Raw genomic sequence first — 15278 nt, 5'->3', positions numbered from 1 at the left:
TTAATATTCTTCAGGTCTTGTATCAGCAGGTTTATCTGTTATACCAAAATTAGAAATACGCTCCATTAACCCTGTACTTTCTTTCTGCTCAACCAAACTGAAGTACGATAAAGTTATTGTAACAATCGGAATGACGGTACATACCTGGCAAAGATATTGTAAAACGGTTGTAAGCATAGTGAAGGTTAAAGACATGTGCGGTTTTTTAGATGCAAACATACCAATCATACTAAATAGGGTAGTTGGTAAAACCACAATCGACATGCAAGCATAAACAATAATCCAAATGATAATTAAGGTGCCAAAGGTTAACCAGAAATTATCTTTAATAATTTTAAAACTTCTGGTAAAGGAGTAACTTAAAGTACCATTTTCTATTATCATAATCGGAAAAATCATCGCTATAAATGGGAACAACCAAAAACCCGGAACCAGGCAAAATAAAAAGCCGAAAATTAGAAGCAAGATCAGCAGGATAGAGCTCCCAAAAACCCTGAAGAAATAATACTTAAAATACCCCCACACTTCATCAATTGTTGGTGTTTCATTTCCTTTTTGCACATAAACTGCGATATAAGATAGTGTAACCACTGTTGTACTGGCATAGCCAGCAAGTGAAAATAGAATAGCCAGGTAATATTCTATTCCATAAAGCGTAGCGAAACCAAATACATCTTTTGCTGTATTCGAATCAATACTATTAATCATGTTAACGGTTTTGTATTGCTGTAATAGCATAGATAGCATACCGCCTAAAACAAAAAGTCCGCAAAAGATGAAATAATTTTTAACCAAAGGCTTAAAATTCTGGCGAATAAATGTGAATGTATCGTTTATAATCTGACCAAAGTCTCGTATCTTTTTAAACTCTATTTTTAAAAGCATAATATTTAGATGAGTGTTTTTTTATTAATTTGAATGGGGTAGATAAATACGTACCAAATAATAAATGTTGCCGAAGCTGTTAAAATAAAGCCGCTTAGCCACATAGGCATTTCAGTATGTCGGGTTATAAAACTTTCAAAAAATGCTGCAATAATAAAAATTGGTATAAGGCCTAAAACAATTTTTAATCCATCTTTTGCACCTTTTAAAATAGAAGCTTTTCTGGTATAGGTTTTTGGAAATAACATACTATTGCCTAAAACCAATCCGGCGGCGCCTGCCAAAACTATGGCAGAAATTTCAAGAGTTCCGTGTATCCAAATTACTAAAACAGATTGCAAACCTAAACCCTTGCTAAAGAAAAAGTATTGAAACGAGCCAAGCATAACGCCGTTTCTGAAAAGCGATGTAATCGAGCCGAAAGAGAAAATAACACCCAAAACAAAAGTATACAGCGAAACGTAAATATTATTAGCGCCAATTCTAATAAACATTAAAAATGGATTTTCTTGTTTGTAAACGCCAAAAGGATCGCCTTTCGAAATATTATCATTTGTCATGTTCACATACCCATCGCCTAAAATTAAACGAATAAAAGTATCATCATATTTGGCTGATATAGCACCAATTGCACAAGACACTAAAAAAAATGCAAGTGCGTAAATAATTTGCTTTTTATGCTCAAAGAAAAGCAACGGAAGTTCGCTTTGCCAGAAATATAAAAATCTGTTCGATTTTTCTTTCTTGTTTTTATAAAGCGAATAATGCAATTTCGAAGCCAAACCATTAAGGTAGGCTGTGGTTTTTGAATTTGGATAAAAGGTTTTTGAATAAGCTAAATCGTTTGTAATCTCTGTAAAACGATCTGCAAGTTCATCAGGATTTGCAGATTGTATTTCATCAAAGCGTTTCCACTTTTCTGTATTCTGTTTTACAAATAAGGCTTCTCTCATTAATTATTCAAATCTTGGGTTAAAATAGTTTAATTTTTTATGGTTACAAAAAATTGCATGCAAAAGATATAAATTTAAAAAGATGGATAAAGCGATAACTTTTTAAATGCTAAATAACTCCATTGTGGCTAAAAAAAATTATGTTTGAAATATGGAAACCATCAGAATTAGCACAGCTCAAAATGTAGATATCGATTACGAAGTTGCGGGCTTAGGCGAACGCATTGTAGCAAGGTTAATTGATTTGGCCGGATTTCTGGTACTCTATATCGTGGCTATAATATTGATGATTGTTGCATCAATCAGTCGCTCGGAAACAATAGTTGTTGTATTGGTAGTTATATTTTTGGTGATTTTTCTTTTCTACGATCTAGTATGTGAGATGACTATGGATGGCCAATCTTTTGGTAAAAAAATTATGAAAATAAAGGTAATTAGCTTTGATGGCGGGCAACCTACCTTTGGCCAATATTTAATGCGTTGGATTTTTAGAATTATAGATTTTGGATTTATTTTTGGCTGGGGTGTAATTGCTTTGATTTGTGTAGCTGTTTCAAAAAACCATCAGCGAATTGGAGATATGCTTGCTAAAACAATATTGATTAAAACTGTACCAAGAACTAAAATAGATAATGTTGCATTTAGTTTTTCTTTGCCTGATGATTATCAACCTGTTTTTAAAGAGGTATTGTATTTAAGCGATAGGGAAGCTGAATTGGTTTATGAAGTTTTAAAAGGCTTTTATCAAACAGGTAACCCAGAACTTATTTATGCAATGGCAGCTAAAACGAAGGAGCATATTTCAGCTACTATTCCAGCAGGTATGAATGAGTTACAGTTTTTAGAAACGGTAATTAAAGATTATAATCATTTAACTGCAAACACTGTTAACTAAGTTGATGAGTTATTTGATAAATAACTTATATAAATAAGAAAAAAGTATAAAATTCCCTATAATAATTGCCAGGATTTGAATGGATACTGAACGGTTTTTAAACGGAACCAGATAAGAAAAACCAGCAAATAGAAACAGAAAAATCAACGGAACTGTTGGTGGATACATATTCCAACTTTGCTTTAGATCGCCTTCAATTAGAAAAATAAAAGCCCTTTGAAAGCCGCAACCAGGACAATCAAATCCCATTAAAGCTTTAAAAGGGCAGGGTATTAAATTATTTTGCAGCCAATCAAATAAAAAGATTGAGCTGCAAAAATTTTGTAAAAATATTATTGATAACATTAAACTACAGGCGGTGTTGGCGGCGTGTCGTTTGGATTGTTAAAAGGATTATTTTGATTGCCAAATGGATTATTTGGGTTGTTGAAAGGGTTGTTTCCGAAACCATTTTGTGCTTCAGCGGCAGAGGGGCCTAAATATTTTGCATCGCCAAAACCTAAAATAGGCCAGAAAATAAATGGTAAAAGAATTAATCCAACAGTAAAACCTTCGGATTTGCCATAGCTTTTACTAACTAAATTATAAAGCCAAACAGAAAAAACAAGATTAACACAAGGTATAATTAGCCAAAGAATCCAAATCATTGGTTTGCCAACAATTTCTAAGAGGATGATTATGTTGTAAATTGGAACTATGGCAGCCCAGCCGGGTTTGCCTGCTTTTTCAAAAGTCTTCCACATTCCTATAACTGCAACAACAATTACAGCCAGATAAGCAAATATTACACCTGCTCCAATTCCTGCGGCTATCCCGCTTGATTCATACTCATTCATAATTTTTTATTTTAGTTAAACATTAGATAGTTTGAACTAAAATTATAACTTTTTGATTAATAACAAAGTATGCGTAAGCTTTTTATTTAATTACATCCATTATTTTTGGCGCAAGTGCATTAACCCAATTCGTGTACATTTTGCCGCTTGGATGCAATCCATCACTTGCAATTAGTGAAACATCATTTGCAGCCATTCTCGAGTCTGGTGTAATATTGGTAAAACTAACGCCAGCTGCTGTAGTAATTTGTTCTGCCGCGGCATTAAAAGTATCAATTTCTGTGGCAGTGGTCTGGGCACTTTTCGAATTGTTTTTTGCAAAAGGTGTAACGCCCCAATCTGGAATTGAAACTACGAAAACCCTTGCTTTTCTTCCACCAGAAAAAACAATTGCCGTTTGTAATAATTCAGAAAATTCTTTTTTGTAGGTGTCTAAAGGATATCCACGGTATTGATTATTTACACCAATTAACAAAGTTACAATATCAAATTTTTCTGTAACTTTTGCTTGAGTTATTGCACCTTGAAGTTCATCTGTTGTCCATCCGGTTACGGCAATAATTTTTGGACTTTCTACATTAATACCGTTCTTTTTAAGATTGGCTTGTAGCTGATAAGGGAAAGATTCTGCCTGAGCAACTGATTCGCCAATAGTATAAGAATCGCCTAAAGCTAAATAGCTGAAGTTACCTGTTTTATTAGGTGTAATGATAGGATTAGCTGTGTTTTCTACAACAGGCATATTATTTTCTTTAGTACAGCCCGAAGATAAAGAACAAAATAAAATGATACCGAATAAAAGTTTCATAACCAATTTACGGATTATGCTACAACTTGGTTTTAATTTAGTTCTTTAACCAAACGCTCCCGAAATTTTGAATTGGTTATGATGCTCGATTCAAAATTACTAAAGTTTTTATTGATCAATAGCTGTTCGCTTGGTGAAAGATCATTAAAAAAAAATGCGCAACTTATTTTATTACCTTTTAAATCCGTCAGGTAAAACGCATCTGTTAAAACAAAACTCGTTGAGCCACCTTTTTGCCCTAAATGAAGAAAGTTGCTTTTGTTGCTTGCATATTCCATTGGCCATTCCATAATTTGTTGTAAAACCTGTTGAACTTCGGGTTTAAAGTAGTTTTCGCTATTAATTTTTTTCAATAGCTCGGCATATTCTTTGGTTGTAGAAGCTACTATTTTATTTGACCAAATTTTTTGTATTTCAATTGGTAAATTTTTGAAATTGAATTGCTTGATAAAGTTGGTATCTACTTTAAGTTTTTGATGATTTTGTGCACAGAGTTTTCGATATTCAGCATCATTAAGGTTCTTTAATTTGCTTAACCAAACATCTTTTTCAATATTATCCGGGTTTAAGCAAGTCATTAAAGCACCCGCCGTGAAGTAATAATATGGAGAATGATTTTTAATTTTCAGCTCCTTTAGATTGGCATTTATTTTATCCATGCCTAGCAAATCTTGAAGGTATTCCGTATTTGCATTTGAGCTAAATCTAATCATACCTTTGGCAGTTTCCAATAAAGTTACGCTATCGTTAACAGTCTTTTTCAAAGATTTTAACCAAGCCGGATGTGCACCTCCATCAGTAAAAGGAATGTAGTATCTGTTGATATCTTTAACTGCTATTTTGGTGGTTTTATTTATCTGTTTTGAAGCAACCTGATTGGCAAATTCTAAAGCAATTATTGTTTTAGCGGCACTTGCCAAAGGCATAAGCTGGTTGCCACGACAATTTAAAGTCTCCTTGCCATTTTCGTTTATCACGATGGATGATTTTTGAGGATTATTCTTAATAAAATTCACCATATCATCAACGTTTTGTGCAAAGGAAAAGGAACAGCAAAAAAGAAAAATGATTAGCGGTACGTTTTTCATTAAATCAGCTCCATTTTGAATAAATCAGCAATGTAGTTTTTTAGTTTTCCCTTCACTTCTTTAATATCTAACTTATAGCCTAATTCTTTTTCTAAAGAGGTTACTGCCTTATCATCAATACCACATGGAACAATGTTTTTAAAATAGTCTAAATCTACATTTACATTAAAAGCAAAACCATGCATGGTTACCCACCTACTACATCTAACACCCATTGCGCATATTTTCCTGGCTTTATGGTTATCTGCATCCAGCCATACACCTGTATAACCAGGATAACGCCCCGAGGCTATGCCATAATCTTTCAAAGTAAGTATAACAGCCTCTTCTAAAGTTCTTAGATATAAATGAATATCCGTAAAAAAATTATCCAAATCTAATATCGGGTAGCCAACAATTTGCCCTGGTCCGTGGTAGGTAATATCGCCACCACGATTAATTTTATAGTAAGTAGCTTGTTTATCTTTTAATCCTTCTTCATCGAGAAGTAAATTTTCTTGATGCCCGCTTTTTCCCAAAGTATAAACATGTGGATGCTCATTAAAAATAAGGAAATTTGGTGTCGGTAAGTTTGTTCCGTTGTTCCGGTTATTGGTTTTGATGGCTACCGTTTTATTCAATAAATCTTCCTGCCTATCCCAAGCTTGCTGGTAATCGGTTAAACCCCAATCAACAAATTGGGTAGGTATCTTAATTGCTGAAGCTACTACTGGCAAACTTGAGTTTTCACTGTTAACGTTATGTATAATCATCTTCTAGAATTGTGTTATTGAGCACTATTTGCTGCCTACCTTTTAGCTATCACTTCAGGCGCCTGCACATAACCCAACATATAGCCATCTTTAGTTTTAAAATAATTTACAGTGAGTTCTCGGGTTCCTGTTGGTAGTTCAACTAAAGCATTTAAACTTCCTTCGTTTTTTAGCTTAAAAGGCTTGATGTGGATGTGCTGCTTAAATTCCAATCCCTTTTTTCCATGCCATTTGTATATTGCTTCTTTTGCACACCAGCAAACATACAATCCTTCAGTATTATCGCCAATTTGCCTTTGAGCAAGTTCAACATCATTCAAAAATTTATGTTTAATGCTTTTTATTTTGTGCTTAATTAACTCAATATCAACACCTACCGCATTATCTTTACTAATCATTACGGCAGCATAATCATAAGAATGGCTTAAAGAAATTTTGTAATCCGAATTGGTAAGGTATGGTTTCCCATCCGGGTCAAATTGACAATCGATATATTCTGCTGTGTTAAGTAAGGTGCGTAATAACAATCTAGTACTTAGCCAATGCAACATTCTTTTTCCATTGTTAAAAGAAGAGATAATATCCCATTCATGCTGCTTAAGTTGTAAGCCGGCAAGCAATTCAGCTTCTGTTTCTTCAATTTTCCAGATTGCTAAAACCGAATGCTCATCAATATTTTTATTATAAACTACAGGCATTTATAAAATTGAGGTTTGCATGCAAAATTATCTTAAATAAATGATAATTTAGGCCAAAAATACGCATAATAATGATATTATCAGATAAAAGGATTTTGGAGGAAATAGAGAAAGGAACAATTATAATAGAACCCTTTGACAGCTCTTGCTTAGGTACAAACTCTTACGATGTGCACCTGGGGAAATATCTTGCAACATATAAAAGCAGGGTTTTGGATGCAAAGAAACATAATGAAATAGAGCATTTTGAAATTCCAAAGGATGGTTACGTGCTTCATCCTGGTACATTGTATTTAGGCGTAACTTTAGAGTATACCGAAACACATAGTCATGTTCCTTTTTTAGAAGGCAAAAGTAGTACAGGCCGTTTGGGTATTGATATACACGCAACGGCAGGAAAAGGCGATGTTGGTTTTTGCAACACCTGGACTTTAGAAATATCTGTGGCTCAACCAGTAAAAATTTATGCAGGTATGCCAATCGGTCAGTTAATTTATTTCGTTGTAGAGGGAAGTATAGAAACCATGTACAATAGAAAAGACAATGCCAAATACAACAACAAAACCACAAAGCCCGTTGAAAGTATGATGTGGAAGAACGTTTTCTAACATAAATAATTCATTTTATCTTCATAAAAATATGCCTCGGGTTTCGTACCTTGAGGCATATTTACTTTTACCATACGCCAAATGAAATCCAAAATTACTCTCCTACTGAGTTTTCTCGCCGTACTTATAGGTTTTGCTGCCTTTAAAATAGATGACGATCCTTTTGCTCAGATTCTTAAAAAGCTAGATGAATACACCAATAAATATCAGCAGGAAAAAGTTTACCTCCATTTAGATAAACCTTATTATGCCATTGGTGATGATATTTGGTTTAAGGCTTATGTTTTAAACAGTAAAACGCAAGCTCCATCCAATATTAGTAAAATATTATATGTAGAGCTAATTAATGAAAAAGACTCTTTAAAAAGGTTGGTGAAACTGCCAATAATGGGAGGCATAACCTGGGGCGACTTTAAACTTACCGACTCATTAGGAGAAGGAAACTACCGCATTAGGGCGTATACAAATTATATGCGAAACTTTGGTACAGATTTCTTCTTTGACAAAACGATAAAGATTGGAAACAGCTGGGCAAATAAGGTTTTTACTTTTACCGATTATAAATATACCAAAGAAAACAATGCCGAAAAAGTTACTGCAACTATTCATTTCGAAGATAAAAATGGTGTGGCTTACAAAGAAAGCGAAGTTAGTTATGAAGTTCAGTTAGATTTTAGAACCGTTGCCAAAGGTAAAACCAAAACAGATTTAAAGGGTGATGCTGTAGTCAGCTTTACAAATAATCAGTCTTTCTTAAATAAAAAAGGAAAAATTATAGCAACAATTACTGTCGGTAATAAACAGAAAATTGTTAAATTAATTCCAATTACTTCAACCAGCAATGATATAGATGTTCAGTTTTTGCCGGAAAGTGGAACTTTAGTTGAAGAATTACCTCAAAAAGTTGGGCTTAAGGCTTTAAATGGTTCAGGAAATGGAGAAAATATATCAGGTAAAATTGTAGATGAAAGTGGTGCTGAAATTTTAAATATTGAAACCACATACCTGGGCATGGGGAATTTTACATTGAATGCACAGCCAGGAAAAACTTATACAGCTAAAATTAAATTCAAAGATGGCTCTGAAAAAGATTTTAAACTTCCTCAAGCGCAAAAAAGTGGATATGCTTTATCTGTTAATAGTTTGGATACCGGGAACGTTGTAGTTAAAATATTGACAAGCGCCAATTTAACCAATAGTGATGAATTAAAAATTGTTGCACAGCAAGGCGGTAATATTTATTACGTATCAAAAGCAAAAGTTGATAAGCAAGTATTAATCGCAACAATCCCTAAAAGTAAATTGCCATCAGGTATCATCCAGTTTACTTTATTTTCGGCAGCAAATTTGCCAGTAGCCGAGCGATTAATTTTCAATAAAATGAATGTTGATGTTATAGACTTAAAATTAAATTCATCAGGCGAATCTGGTGTTAAGAAGGGTAATTCGATTTTTACTTTTGAAGCATCAAATAACCAGAAACCCATAGTCGGAAGTTTTTCAGTAGCCGTAACAAATGCCAACAAAGTATCGCCCGATGAAGATAATGAAAGCAATATTTTCGCTAATTTATGGCTTACGTCAGATTTGGCAGGTTATGTCGAAAAACCAAATCATTACTTTCTTAGCAAGGATTTAAAAACAGCTAGGGAACTTGATAACCTCATGCTAACTCAGGGTTGGAGAAGATTTTTATGGAAAAACGTAATAAGTGAAGTTGGCCCTGTTATTACCTACAAACCCGAACAATCTACATCAATTAGCGGAACTATTACAAAAGGAGGTAAGCCCGTTCCTAATGGTAAAGTTATGCTTATGTCTACTAAGGGTGGCTTTTTTGTAATGGATACGGTAACAAATGCTGAAGGGAAATTTAATTTCGATAACCTGGTATTTAACGATAGTACAAAATTTGTTGTTCAGGCTAGAACAAAAGCTGATAGAAAATTTGTTGATATTAAGGTTGATGCGGTTCCTTATCAAATTGTAACAAAAAATAAAAATGGAGCTGATATAGATGTAAATGTTAACAATACATTAATGAAATACATTAAAGAAAGCGATAATTATTTTAACGAAATGACAAGGTTAGGGCTTTTGGAAAGAACTATTAAATTGGATGAAGTTGTTATTACCGAAAAAAGAAACATTGCAAAAAATTCATCAAACCTAAATGGTGCCGGTAATGCTGATTTTGTGCTAGCCGCCAAAGATTTATCCAATTGCGTTGTGCTTTCTCAATGTTTAAACGGACGCATTCCTTTTGTGCTATTTAGAAACGGTGTTCCCTATTCCACTCGGAGTCCTAATACACCAATGACAATTATACTTGATGGCATGCAAGTAGAAGCAGAATTTTTAGATAATATAAATGCAAATGATGTAGAAACTATAGAAGTTTTAAGATCTGCAGGTAATACTGCAATATACGGAAGTCAGGGTGGTAGCGGTGTTTTAGTAATAACAACCAAGCGCGGCGGAAGCGGTGTTTCTTATAATAATTACGCTCCTGGTGTTGTAGTGGTTAATCAGATTGGTTTTTCTGCATCAAGAGATTTTTATTCGCCTAAATACGATGCTCAAACAACCAATAATAAAGGCGATTACCGAAGCACCATTTATTGGAATCCACAGGTTGTTTCGGGTGAAGACGGTAAAGCGAAATTTGATTTTTATAATGCTGATGAAGCGGGAACTTATCGAATAGTAATTGAGGGAATAGATGTTGAAGGGCATTTGGCTAGGAAAGTTTACACTTATGATGTTAAATAGGAAAAAATAAATAAATTTGAATTAGTATGCAAGCATAATTTATTAATCTTTAGTGTGCTTGCTGCTAATACTCAAATCTAGATACTATTAAACATGAATACAATAAAAGTTAGTGTAAAAGATCGGCTGGCAACCATAACATTAGAAAGAGGAAAATCAAACGCCCTTAACCGAGAATTGGTTACCGAATTGGATGATATGCTTAAAAATATTTCTGCCGATGACAATATTGGTGGGGTAATTTTAACAGGAACCACGCCATTTTTTTCTGCAGGTTTAGATTTGGTAGAACTTTATAATTATAATGAAGATGAAGTTAAATCATTCTGGCATTTATTTTTAGGCTTTACGGCTAACATAGTTGCATTTAAAAAACCAATTGTTGCTGCAATTAGCGGGCATAGCCCGGCAGGGGGTTGCGTTATGGCTTTAGCTTGCGATTATCGTGTAATGGCAGAAGGCTCGTATATAATTGGTTTAAACGAAGTTCCTGTTGGCATCATCGTTCCTAACAGCATTTTTCAATTATATTCTTTTTGGATAGGTAAAGCCGAAGCTACACGAAGTTTACTTACAGGAAAATTGTATAAGCCGGAAGATGCTTTAAAAGTTGGTTTAATTGATGAATTGGTAAAGGGCGAAAGTTTGTTAACTACTGCAGAAAGAAAAATAAAAAAGTTTATGGAGTTGGAAAGCAACACTTGGTCGCAGAGTAAATTAAATATTCGCCAAGAATTAATCGCGGCCGTATCTGCAGATCAATCAGCAACCTTAGATAAGATGCTTAAGCAATGGTGGTCGCCTGCAACACGACATATTTTGAAAACCATTTTAGAAAATCTTCAGAGGAAATAATCGGTTAATAGTTTATAATTTTCAATTAACGAGTTTAAACAATTAATCAATTCCAATAATTAACCATTAAAATTAACCAGATATTATGTTCGCATTCAATCAACCCATGCTTAGAGATGGTTCCTTAGAAGGTAAAACCATAGTAATTACTGGTGGCGGAACAGGGCTGGGAAAAGCTATGGGCATTTATTTCTTAAAATTAGGTGCTAACCTCGTTATTACCAGTCGTAAGCAAGATGTTTTGCAGAAAACTGCTGATGAAATGGAAGAAAAAACTGGCGGTAAGGTTTTGGCCGTTGCTTGTGATGTTCGCGAAATTGAGCAGGTAGAAAATGTGCTTGTAAAAACGATTGAAAGATTCGGGCAGGTTGATGTACTTCTGAATAATGCCGCAGGGAATTTTATTTCACCAACCGAACGTTTATCTGCAAATGCTTTTTCATCCATTATAGATATCGTTTTAAAAGGTACCGTGAATTGCACATTAACTTTTGGCAAATACTGGATAAAAGAAAAACAAACCGCAACGGTTCTGAATATTATAACAACTTATGCTTTCACGGGCTCAGCTTACGTTGTACCTTCAGCATGTGCAAAAGGTGGTGTTTTAGCTTTAACACGTTCATTAGCTGTAGAATGGGGTAAATATGGCATCCGAACAAATGCAATTGCGCCTGGACCATTTCCTACAAAAGGTGCCTGGGAAAGATTATTACCTGGAGACTTAGCCAAGAAATTCGATTTTAAAAATCGTGTGCCTTTAAAAAGAGTTGGAGAACATCAGGAATTAGCAAATTTAGCAGCCTTTTTAGTTAGCGATTTTTCAGGCTACATTAATGGAGAAGTGATAACAATTGATGGTGGTGAATGGCTTCAAGGTGCTGGTCAAATGAACGGTTTGGAAGCTATACCGAACGAAATGTGGGATATGCTGGAGCAAATGACAAGAAGTGCTAAATGATGTAAGATGTAAAATGGATGATTGAAAAGCGTAAGATTTTTCGATCGCTAACCCATCTTCCATATTACCTTTCCATCGTACATCTTTTTCCATTTTCCATCTTCTATTTTTAATTATCTTTGCCGATATGAATATCTTACTATTAGGTTCAGGTGGCAGAGAAAGTGCATTCGCTTGGAAAATAAGCCAGTCTTCACATTGTAATAAATTAATTATTGCACCAGGAAATGGCGGTACAGGTGCTTTTGGTACTAATATCAACATCAGTATAAACGATTTTGATTCTATTAAAAAAATCGTTCTTGCCGAAAACATTGAAATGGTTATTGTTGGCCCTGAAGAACCTTTAGTAAATGGCATTCATGATTTTTTCCTTGCAGATAAAGCAATTGCTCACGTTCCTGTTATTGGGCCAAAAAAAGAAGGTGCAATATTAGAAGGCAGTAAAGATTTTTCTAAGCAGTTTATGGATCGTCACAACATTCCAACAGCGGCTTCAAAGTCTTTTACTCTTCAAACCTTAGAAGATGGTTTAGCTTACTTACAAACGCATACACTACCTGTAGTTTTAAAAGCAGATGGATTGGCTGCAGGTAAAGGAGTTTTAATTTGTACTGAAACTATAGAAGCTCAGGAAGAACTGAAACTTATGCTTGACGGTAAATTTGGGGCTGCGGGTGCAACCGTTGTAATCGAAGAATTTTTAAGCGGAATAGAACTTTCTGTTTTCATTTTAACTGACGGTGAAAATTATGTTACACTTCCTTCGGCTAAAGATTATAAAAGAATTGGCCAGGGTGATACAGGCTTAAATACAGGCGGTATGGGTTCAGTTTCGCCGGTTCCTTTTGCAACACCTGAATTTTTGGCCAAGGTAGAAGAAAGAATAATTAAGCCAACTGTAGATGGGTTAAAAAAAGATAACATCGATTACACAGGCTTCATCTTTTTTGGGTTGATAAAGGTTGGTGAAGAACCTTTTGTAATTGAATACAATGCTCGCATGGGCGACCCTGAAACGGAAAGCGTTATTCCACGAATTGAAAATGACTTGGTTGAATTGTTTATGGCTACAGCTAACAAACAGTTAAATCAGGTAAATTTGGTTATTTCTGAGCAAACTGCTGCAACAGTTATGATTGTAGCAGGAGGTTATCCTGGAGAATATTTAAAAGGAAAAGCCATTTCAGGAATTGAAAATCTTCGTCATTCAAATGCTTTCCATGCCGGAACTTTATTAGAAAATGATGTGGTTAAAACCAATGGTGGCCGCGTTATAGCAATTACCAGTTTACAGGAGGATATGTTTACTGCATTACAGTCTGCTACGGCTGATGCCGGTAGAATCTATTTCGACGGCAAATACTTTAGAGAAGATATTGGTTTCGATTTAATTTAAATTTTAAAGAAAACCGATTTGAAAAAGATACTTAAAAAGATTTCAGAAACTGCAATTCGTCAAGCAGTTTTTACCTTTAATGATGACCAGAAAAAATCTAAATGGTTAGGTAATGAACCTGCTAACGAAGCGCAAATAAAACAGGCTGAAGAACGATTAGGCATTCAACTGCCTTCAGATTATAAGGCATTTCTGCTGATTGCAAATGGCTTTGCTTCGCCTAATGAACATGTCGAGCCTTCATTTGCAAAAACGAGTGAAATAGGATTTTTGAAAGATATTGATCCTAAAATTATCGAAGAATGGCTGGTTCATGATGAATCTTTCGATATCGTTGTTCAACTATCAAGGAGTATTTTAGTTGGTGGAATCAACGAAGAGCAATATTTTTTGCTTATTCCCCCAATAATCGAAAATGCAGATTGGAAATACTGGAAATTCGCTACCTGGATTCCTGGTGAGGATGATTACGAAGGCCTAGAAAACTACTTTATAAACGTATTAGATTTTTTAGCACCTGAAAGTTAAAATTTATATTTAAAAAACAAAGCCCTGACTTAAAAAATCGGGGCTTTGTTTTTGTGTTTATTATTTTGTTTTACTTCCTAAAAGTTCTTGAAGTTTAGTTTGTAATGCTTCTTCTCTTAAACCTTTTGCAATGATTTTGCCAGTTGGGTCAATTAAAAAGTTAGCAGGGATAGAGTTAATACCATACGTTAAGGCAACCTCATTACGCCATCCTTGTAAATCTGAAACATGCGTCCAGGTTAATTTATCATCTTCAACAGCTTTTAACCATGCTTCTTTTGTCGTTTTAGTTGTTCCACCATCTAAAGAAACGCCTAAAACTGTAAATCCTTTATCTTTAAATTTATTATAAGCTACAACAACATTAGGGTTTTCTGCTCTGCATGGACCGCACCATGAAGCCCAAAAATCTACTAAAACATATTTACCTTTAAAATCAGATAATTTAACTGGTTTGCCGTTTGCGTCGTTTTGAGTAAAATCCATTGCCATTACACCAATAGCAGTTTTTTTCGATGCTTCTAAAGTTTTGCCTAAATTCATTCCTGTTTTAGTTGCTTTTAATTCAGCACTTAAGTCAGCATACAAAGTTTCAACTTGTGCAGCAGCATCAGGGTCGCTGGCAAGCTGCGATAAGGAAATAAGGCTAACGTAAGATTTAGGATTGTTTTTAGCAAAAGCAAGGTAAATCGGAGTCATCTCATCAGATGCTTTTCCGTATCTTTCTCTTATGCCAGCAACAACAGCTTTATCTTTTTGCTGCTCAGGGCTAAGCTTTTCGTATTCTTTATTAATTGCATCAATTTTATCAGCAACAGGTTTTAAGCTTGCCTTTAATTTTGTGTTATCGTTATTTGCCGGTGTTCCGCTAACTGACATTGATTTAATTGAATCAACAGAACTTACGATTATATCTCCAGGCTCTACATAAAAGCTCGCATAATCCATATTGCGGGTATTGGTTCCTTTTATGTATGGATTTATGTTTTTAAACAAATTTCCCATAACGGGGTCTGAGGCAGTTCCCTTAAATTCGAATTTCCCATTAGCTACAATAGCAGAATCTGTTTTGCGTTCGCTATTCGATGTATAAACAAAATATATTTTCTCACCCGTTTTTAATGCTTTTGCATCGCCCTTTATGGTGAATGGCTTTTGAGCTAATGCTGCTAAAGGCAACAAAGCCATTGCAGATAAGAGTATTTTTTTCATGGTCTTAATTTAATCGTTAAAGTAAAGG

Annotated in this window: 16 protein-coding genes; 7 read left to right on the top strand and 9 right to left on the bottom strand. The window is 34.5% G+C overall.

The window, feature by feature from the left end:
* Both IEV50_RS02725 and IEV50_RS02720 read right to left on the bottom strand, forming a co-directional pair.
* Complete coding sequence (locus tag IEV50_RS02725) at nucleotides 1-885, bottom strand: hypothetical protein (protein WP_188411700.1); 885 nt, start codon at nucleotides 883-885, stop codon at nucleotides 1-3.
* A gap of 5 nt (nucleotides 886-890) precedes the next feature.
* Nucleotides 891-1838 carry a stage II sporulation protein M gene (locus IEV50_RS02720; RefSeq protein ID WP_188411699.1) on the bottom strand — a complete coding sequence of 316 codons (948 nt, stop codon included), beginning with the start codon at nucleotides 1836-1838 and terminating at the stop codon, nucleotides 891-893.
* Between the two features lie 151 nt (nucleotides 1839-1989).
* Here IEV50_RS02720 and IEV50_RS02715 point away from each other — a divergent pair, with 151 nt between their 5' ends.
* Nucleotides 1990-2733: an RDD family protein gene (locus IEV50_RS02715; protein WP_188411698.1), complete on the top strand. Its 744-nt coding sequence runs from the start codon at nucleotides 1990-1992 to the stop codon at nucleotides 2731-2733.
* Nucleotides 2734-2742: 9 nt separating this feature from the next.
* Here IEV50_RS02715 and IEV50_RS19875 read toward each other — a convergent pair whose 3' ends face one another.
* The 6 genes from IEV50_RS19875 to IEV50_RS02685 form a co-directional block, all read right to left on the bottom strand.
* Nucleotides 2743-3078 carry a DUF2752 domain-containing protein gene (locus tag IEV50_RS19875; RefSeq protein WP_371870260.1) on the bottom strand — a complete coding sequence of 112 codons (336 nt, stop codon included), beginning with the start codon at nucleotides 3076-3078 and terminating at the stop codon, nucleotides 2743-2745.
* Nucleotides 3078-3569, bottom strand: coding sequence for a DUF5684 domain-containing protein (locus IEV50_RS02705; protein WP_188411696.1), 492 nt, complete (start codon nucleotides 3567-3569; stop codon nucleotides 3078-3080). Before IEV50_RS02705 ends, IEV50_RS19875 begins: the two co-directional genes overlap by 1 nt.
* A gap of 82 nt (nucleotides 3570-3651) precedes the next feature.
* Entirely contained in the window at nucleotides 3652-4377 is a 726-nt protein-coding gene (locus IEV50_RS02700) for an SGNH/GDSL hydrolase family protein (RefSeq protein WP_188411695.1), read from the bottom strand.
* Nucleotides 4378-4409: 32 nt separating this feature from the next.
* Entirely contained in the window at nucleotides 4410-5465 is a 1056-nt protein-coding gene (locus IEV50_RS02695; protein ID WP_188411694.1) for a serine hydrolase, read from the bottom strand.
* Complete coding sequence (lipB, locus tag IEV50_RS02690; RefSeq protein WP_188411693.1) at nucleotides 5465-6217, bottom strand: lipoyl(octanoyl) transferase LipB; 753 nt, start codon at nucleotides 6215-6217, stop codon at nucleotides 5465-5467. Before lipB ends, IEV50_RS02695 begins: the two co-directional genes overlap by 1 nt.
* 35 nt (nucleotides 6218-6252) lie before the next feature.
* Nucleotides 6253-6915 (bottom strand): 4'-phosphopantetheinyl transferase family protein, encoded by a 663-nt coding sequence (locus IEV50_RS02685; protein ID WP_188411692.1) that lies wholly within the window; start codon nucleotides 6913-6915, stop codon nucleotides 6253-6255.
* Between the two features lie 71 nt (nucleotides 6916-6986).
* Between IEV50_RS02685 and dcd the strand changes: the two genes are divergently transcribed.
* The 6 genes from dcd (at nucleotide 6987) to IEV50_RS02655 (ending at nucleotide 14038) form a co-directional block, all read left to right on the top strand.
* Entirely contained in the window at nucleotides 6987-7523 is a 537-nt protein-coding gene (gene dcd / locus IEV50_RS02680; RefSeq protein ID WP_188411691.1) for a dCTP deaminase, read from the top strand.
* An 81-nt stretch (nucleotides 7524-7604) separates the two neighbouring features.
* Nucleotides 7605-10295: a carboxypeptidase-like regulatory domain-containing protein gene (locus tag IEV50_RS02675; protein WP_229746595.1), complete on the top strand. Its 2691-nt coding sequence runs from the start codon at nucleotides 7605-7607 to the stop codon at nucleotides 10293-10295.
* A 93-nt stretch (nucleotides 10296-10388) separates the two neighbouring features.
* Nucleotides 10389-11150 (top strand): enoyl-CoA hydratase/isomerase family protein, encoded by a 762-nt coding sequence (locus tag IEV50_RS02670; RefSeq protein ID WP_188411690.1) that lies wholly within the window; start codon nucleotides 10389-10391, stop codon nucleotides 11148-11150.
* Between the two features lie 85 nt (nucleotides 11151-11235).
* Entirely contained in the window at nucleotides 11236-12111 is an 876-nt protein-coding gene (locus tag IEV50_RS02665; RefSeq protein ID WP_188411689.1) for an SDR family oxidoreductase, read from the top strand.
* Between the two features lie 127 nt (nucleotides 12112-12238).
* Nucleotides 12239-13510 carry a phosphoribosylamine--glycine ligase gene (gene purD, locus IEV50_RS02660; protein WP_188411688.1) on the top strand — a complete coding sequence of 424 codons (1272 nt, stop codon included), beginning with the start codon at nucleotides 12239-12241 and terminating at the stop codon, nucleotides 13508-13510.
* 18 nt (nucleotides 13511-13528) lie between these two features.
* The gene (locus IEV50_RS02655) at nucleotides 13529-14038 is read left to right on the top strand and encodes an SMI1/KNR4 family protein (protein WP_188411687.1); all 510 of its coding nucleotides are present in this window, start codon (nucleotides 13529-13531) and stop codon (nucleotides 14036-14038) included.
* A gap of 60 nt (nucleotides 14039-14098) precedes the next feature.
* Here the strand turns inward: IEV50_RS02655 and IEV50_RS02650 are convergent, their stop codons facing one another.
* A complete protein-coding gene (locus IEV50_RS02650; protein WP_188411686.1) occupies nucleotides 14099-15250 on the bottom strand; it encodes a TlpA disulfide reductase family protein in 1152 nt (383 codons plus the stop codon).
* Nucleotides 15251-15278 lie beyond the last annotated feature (28 nt).

It is taken from the genome of Pedobacter mendelii, from assembly GCF_014635725.1.
Taxonomy (GTDB): Bacteria; Bacteroidota; Bacteroidia; order Sphingobacteriales; family Sphingobacteriaceae; genus Pedobacter; species Pedobacter mendelii.
This window is presented reverse-complemented; position numbering and strand designations above follow the sequence as displayed.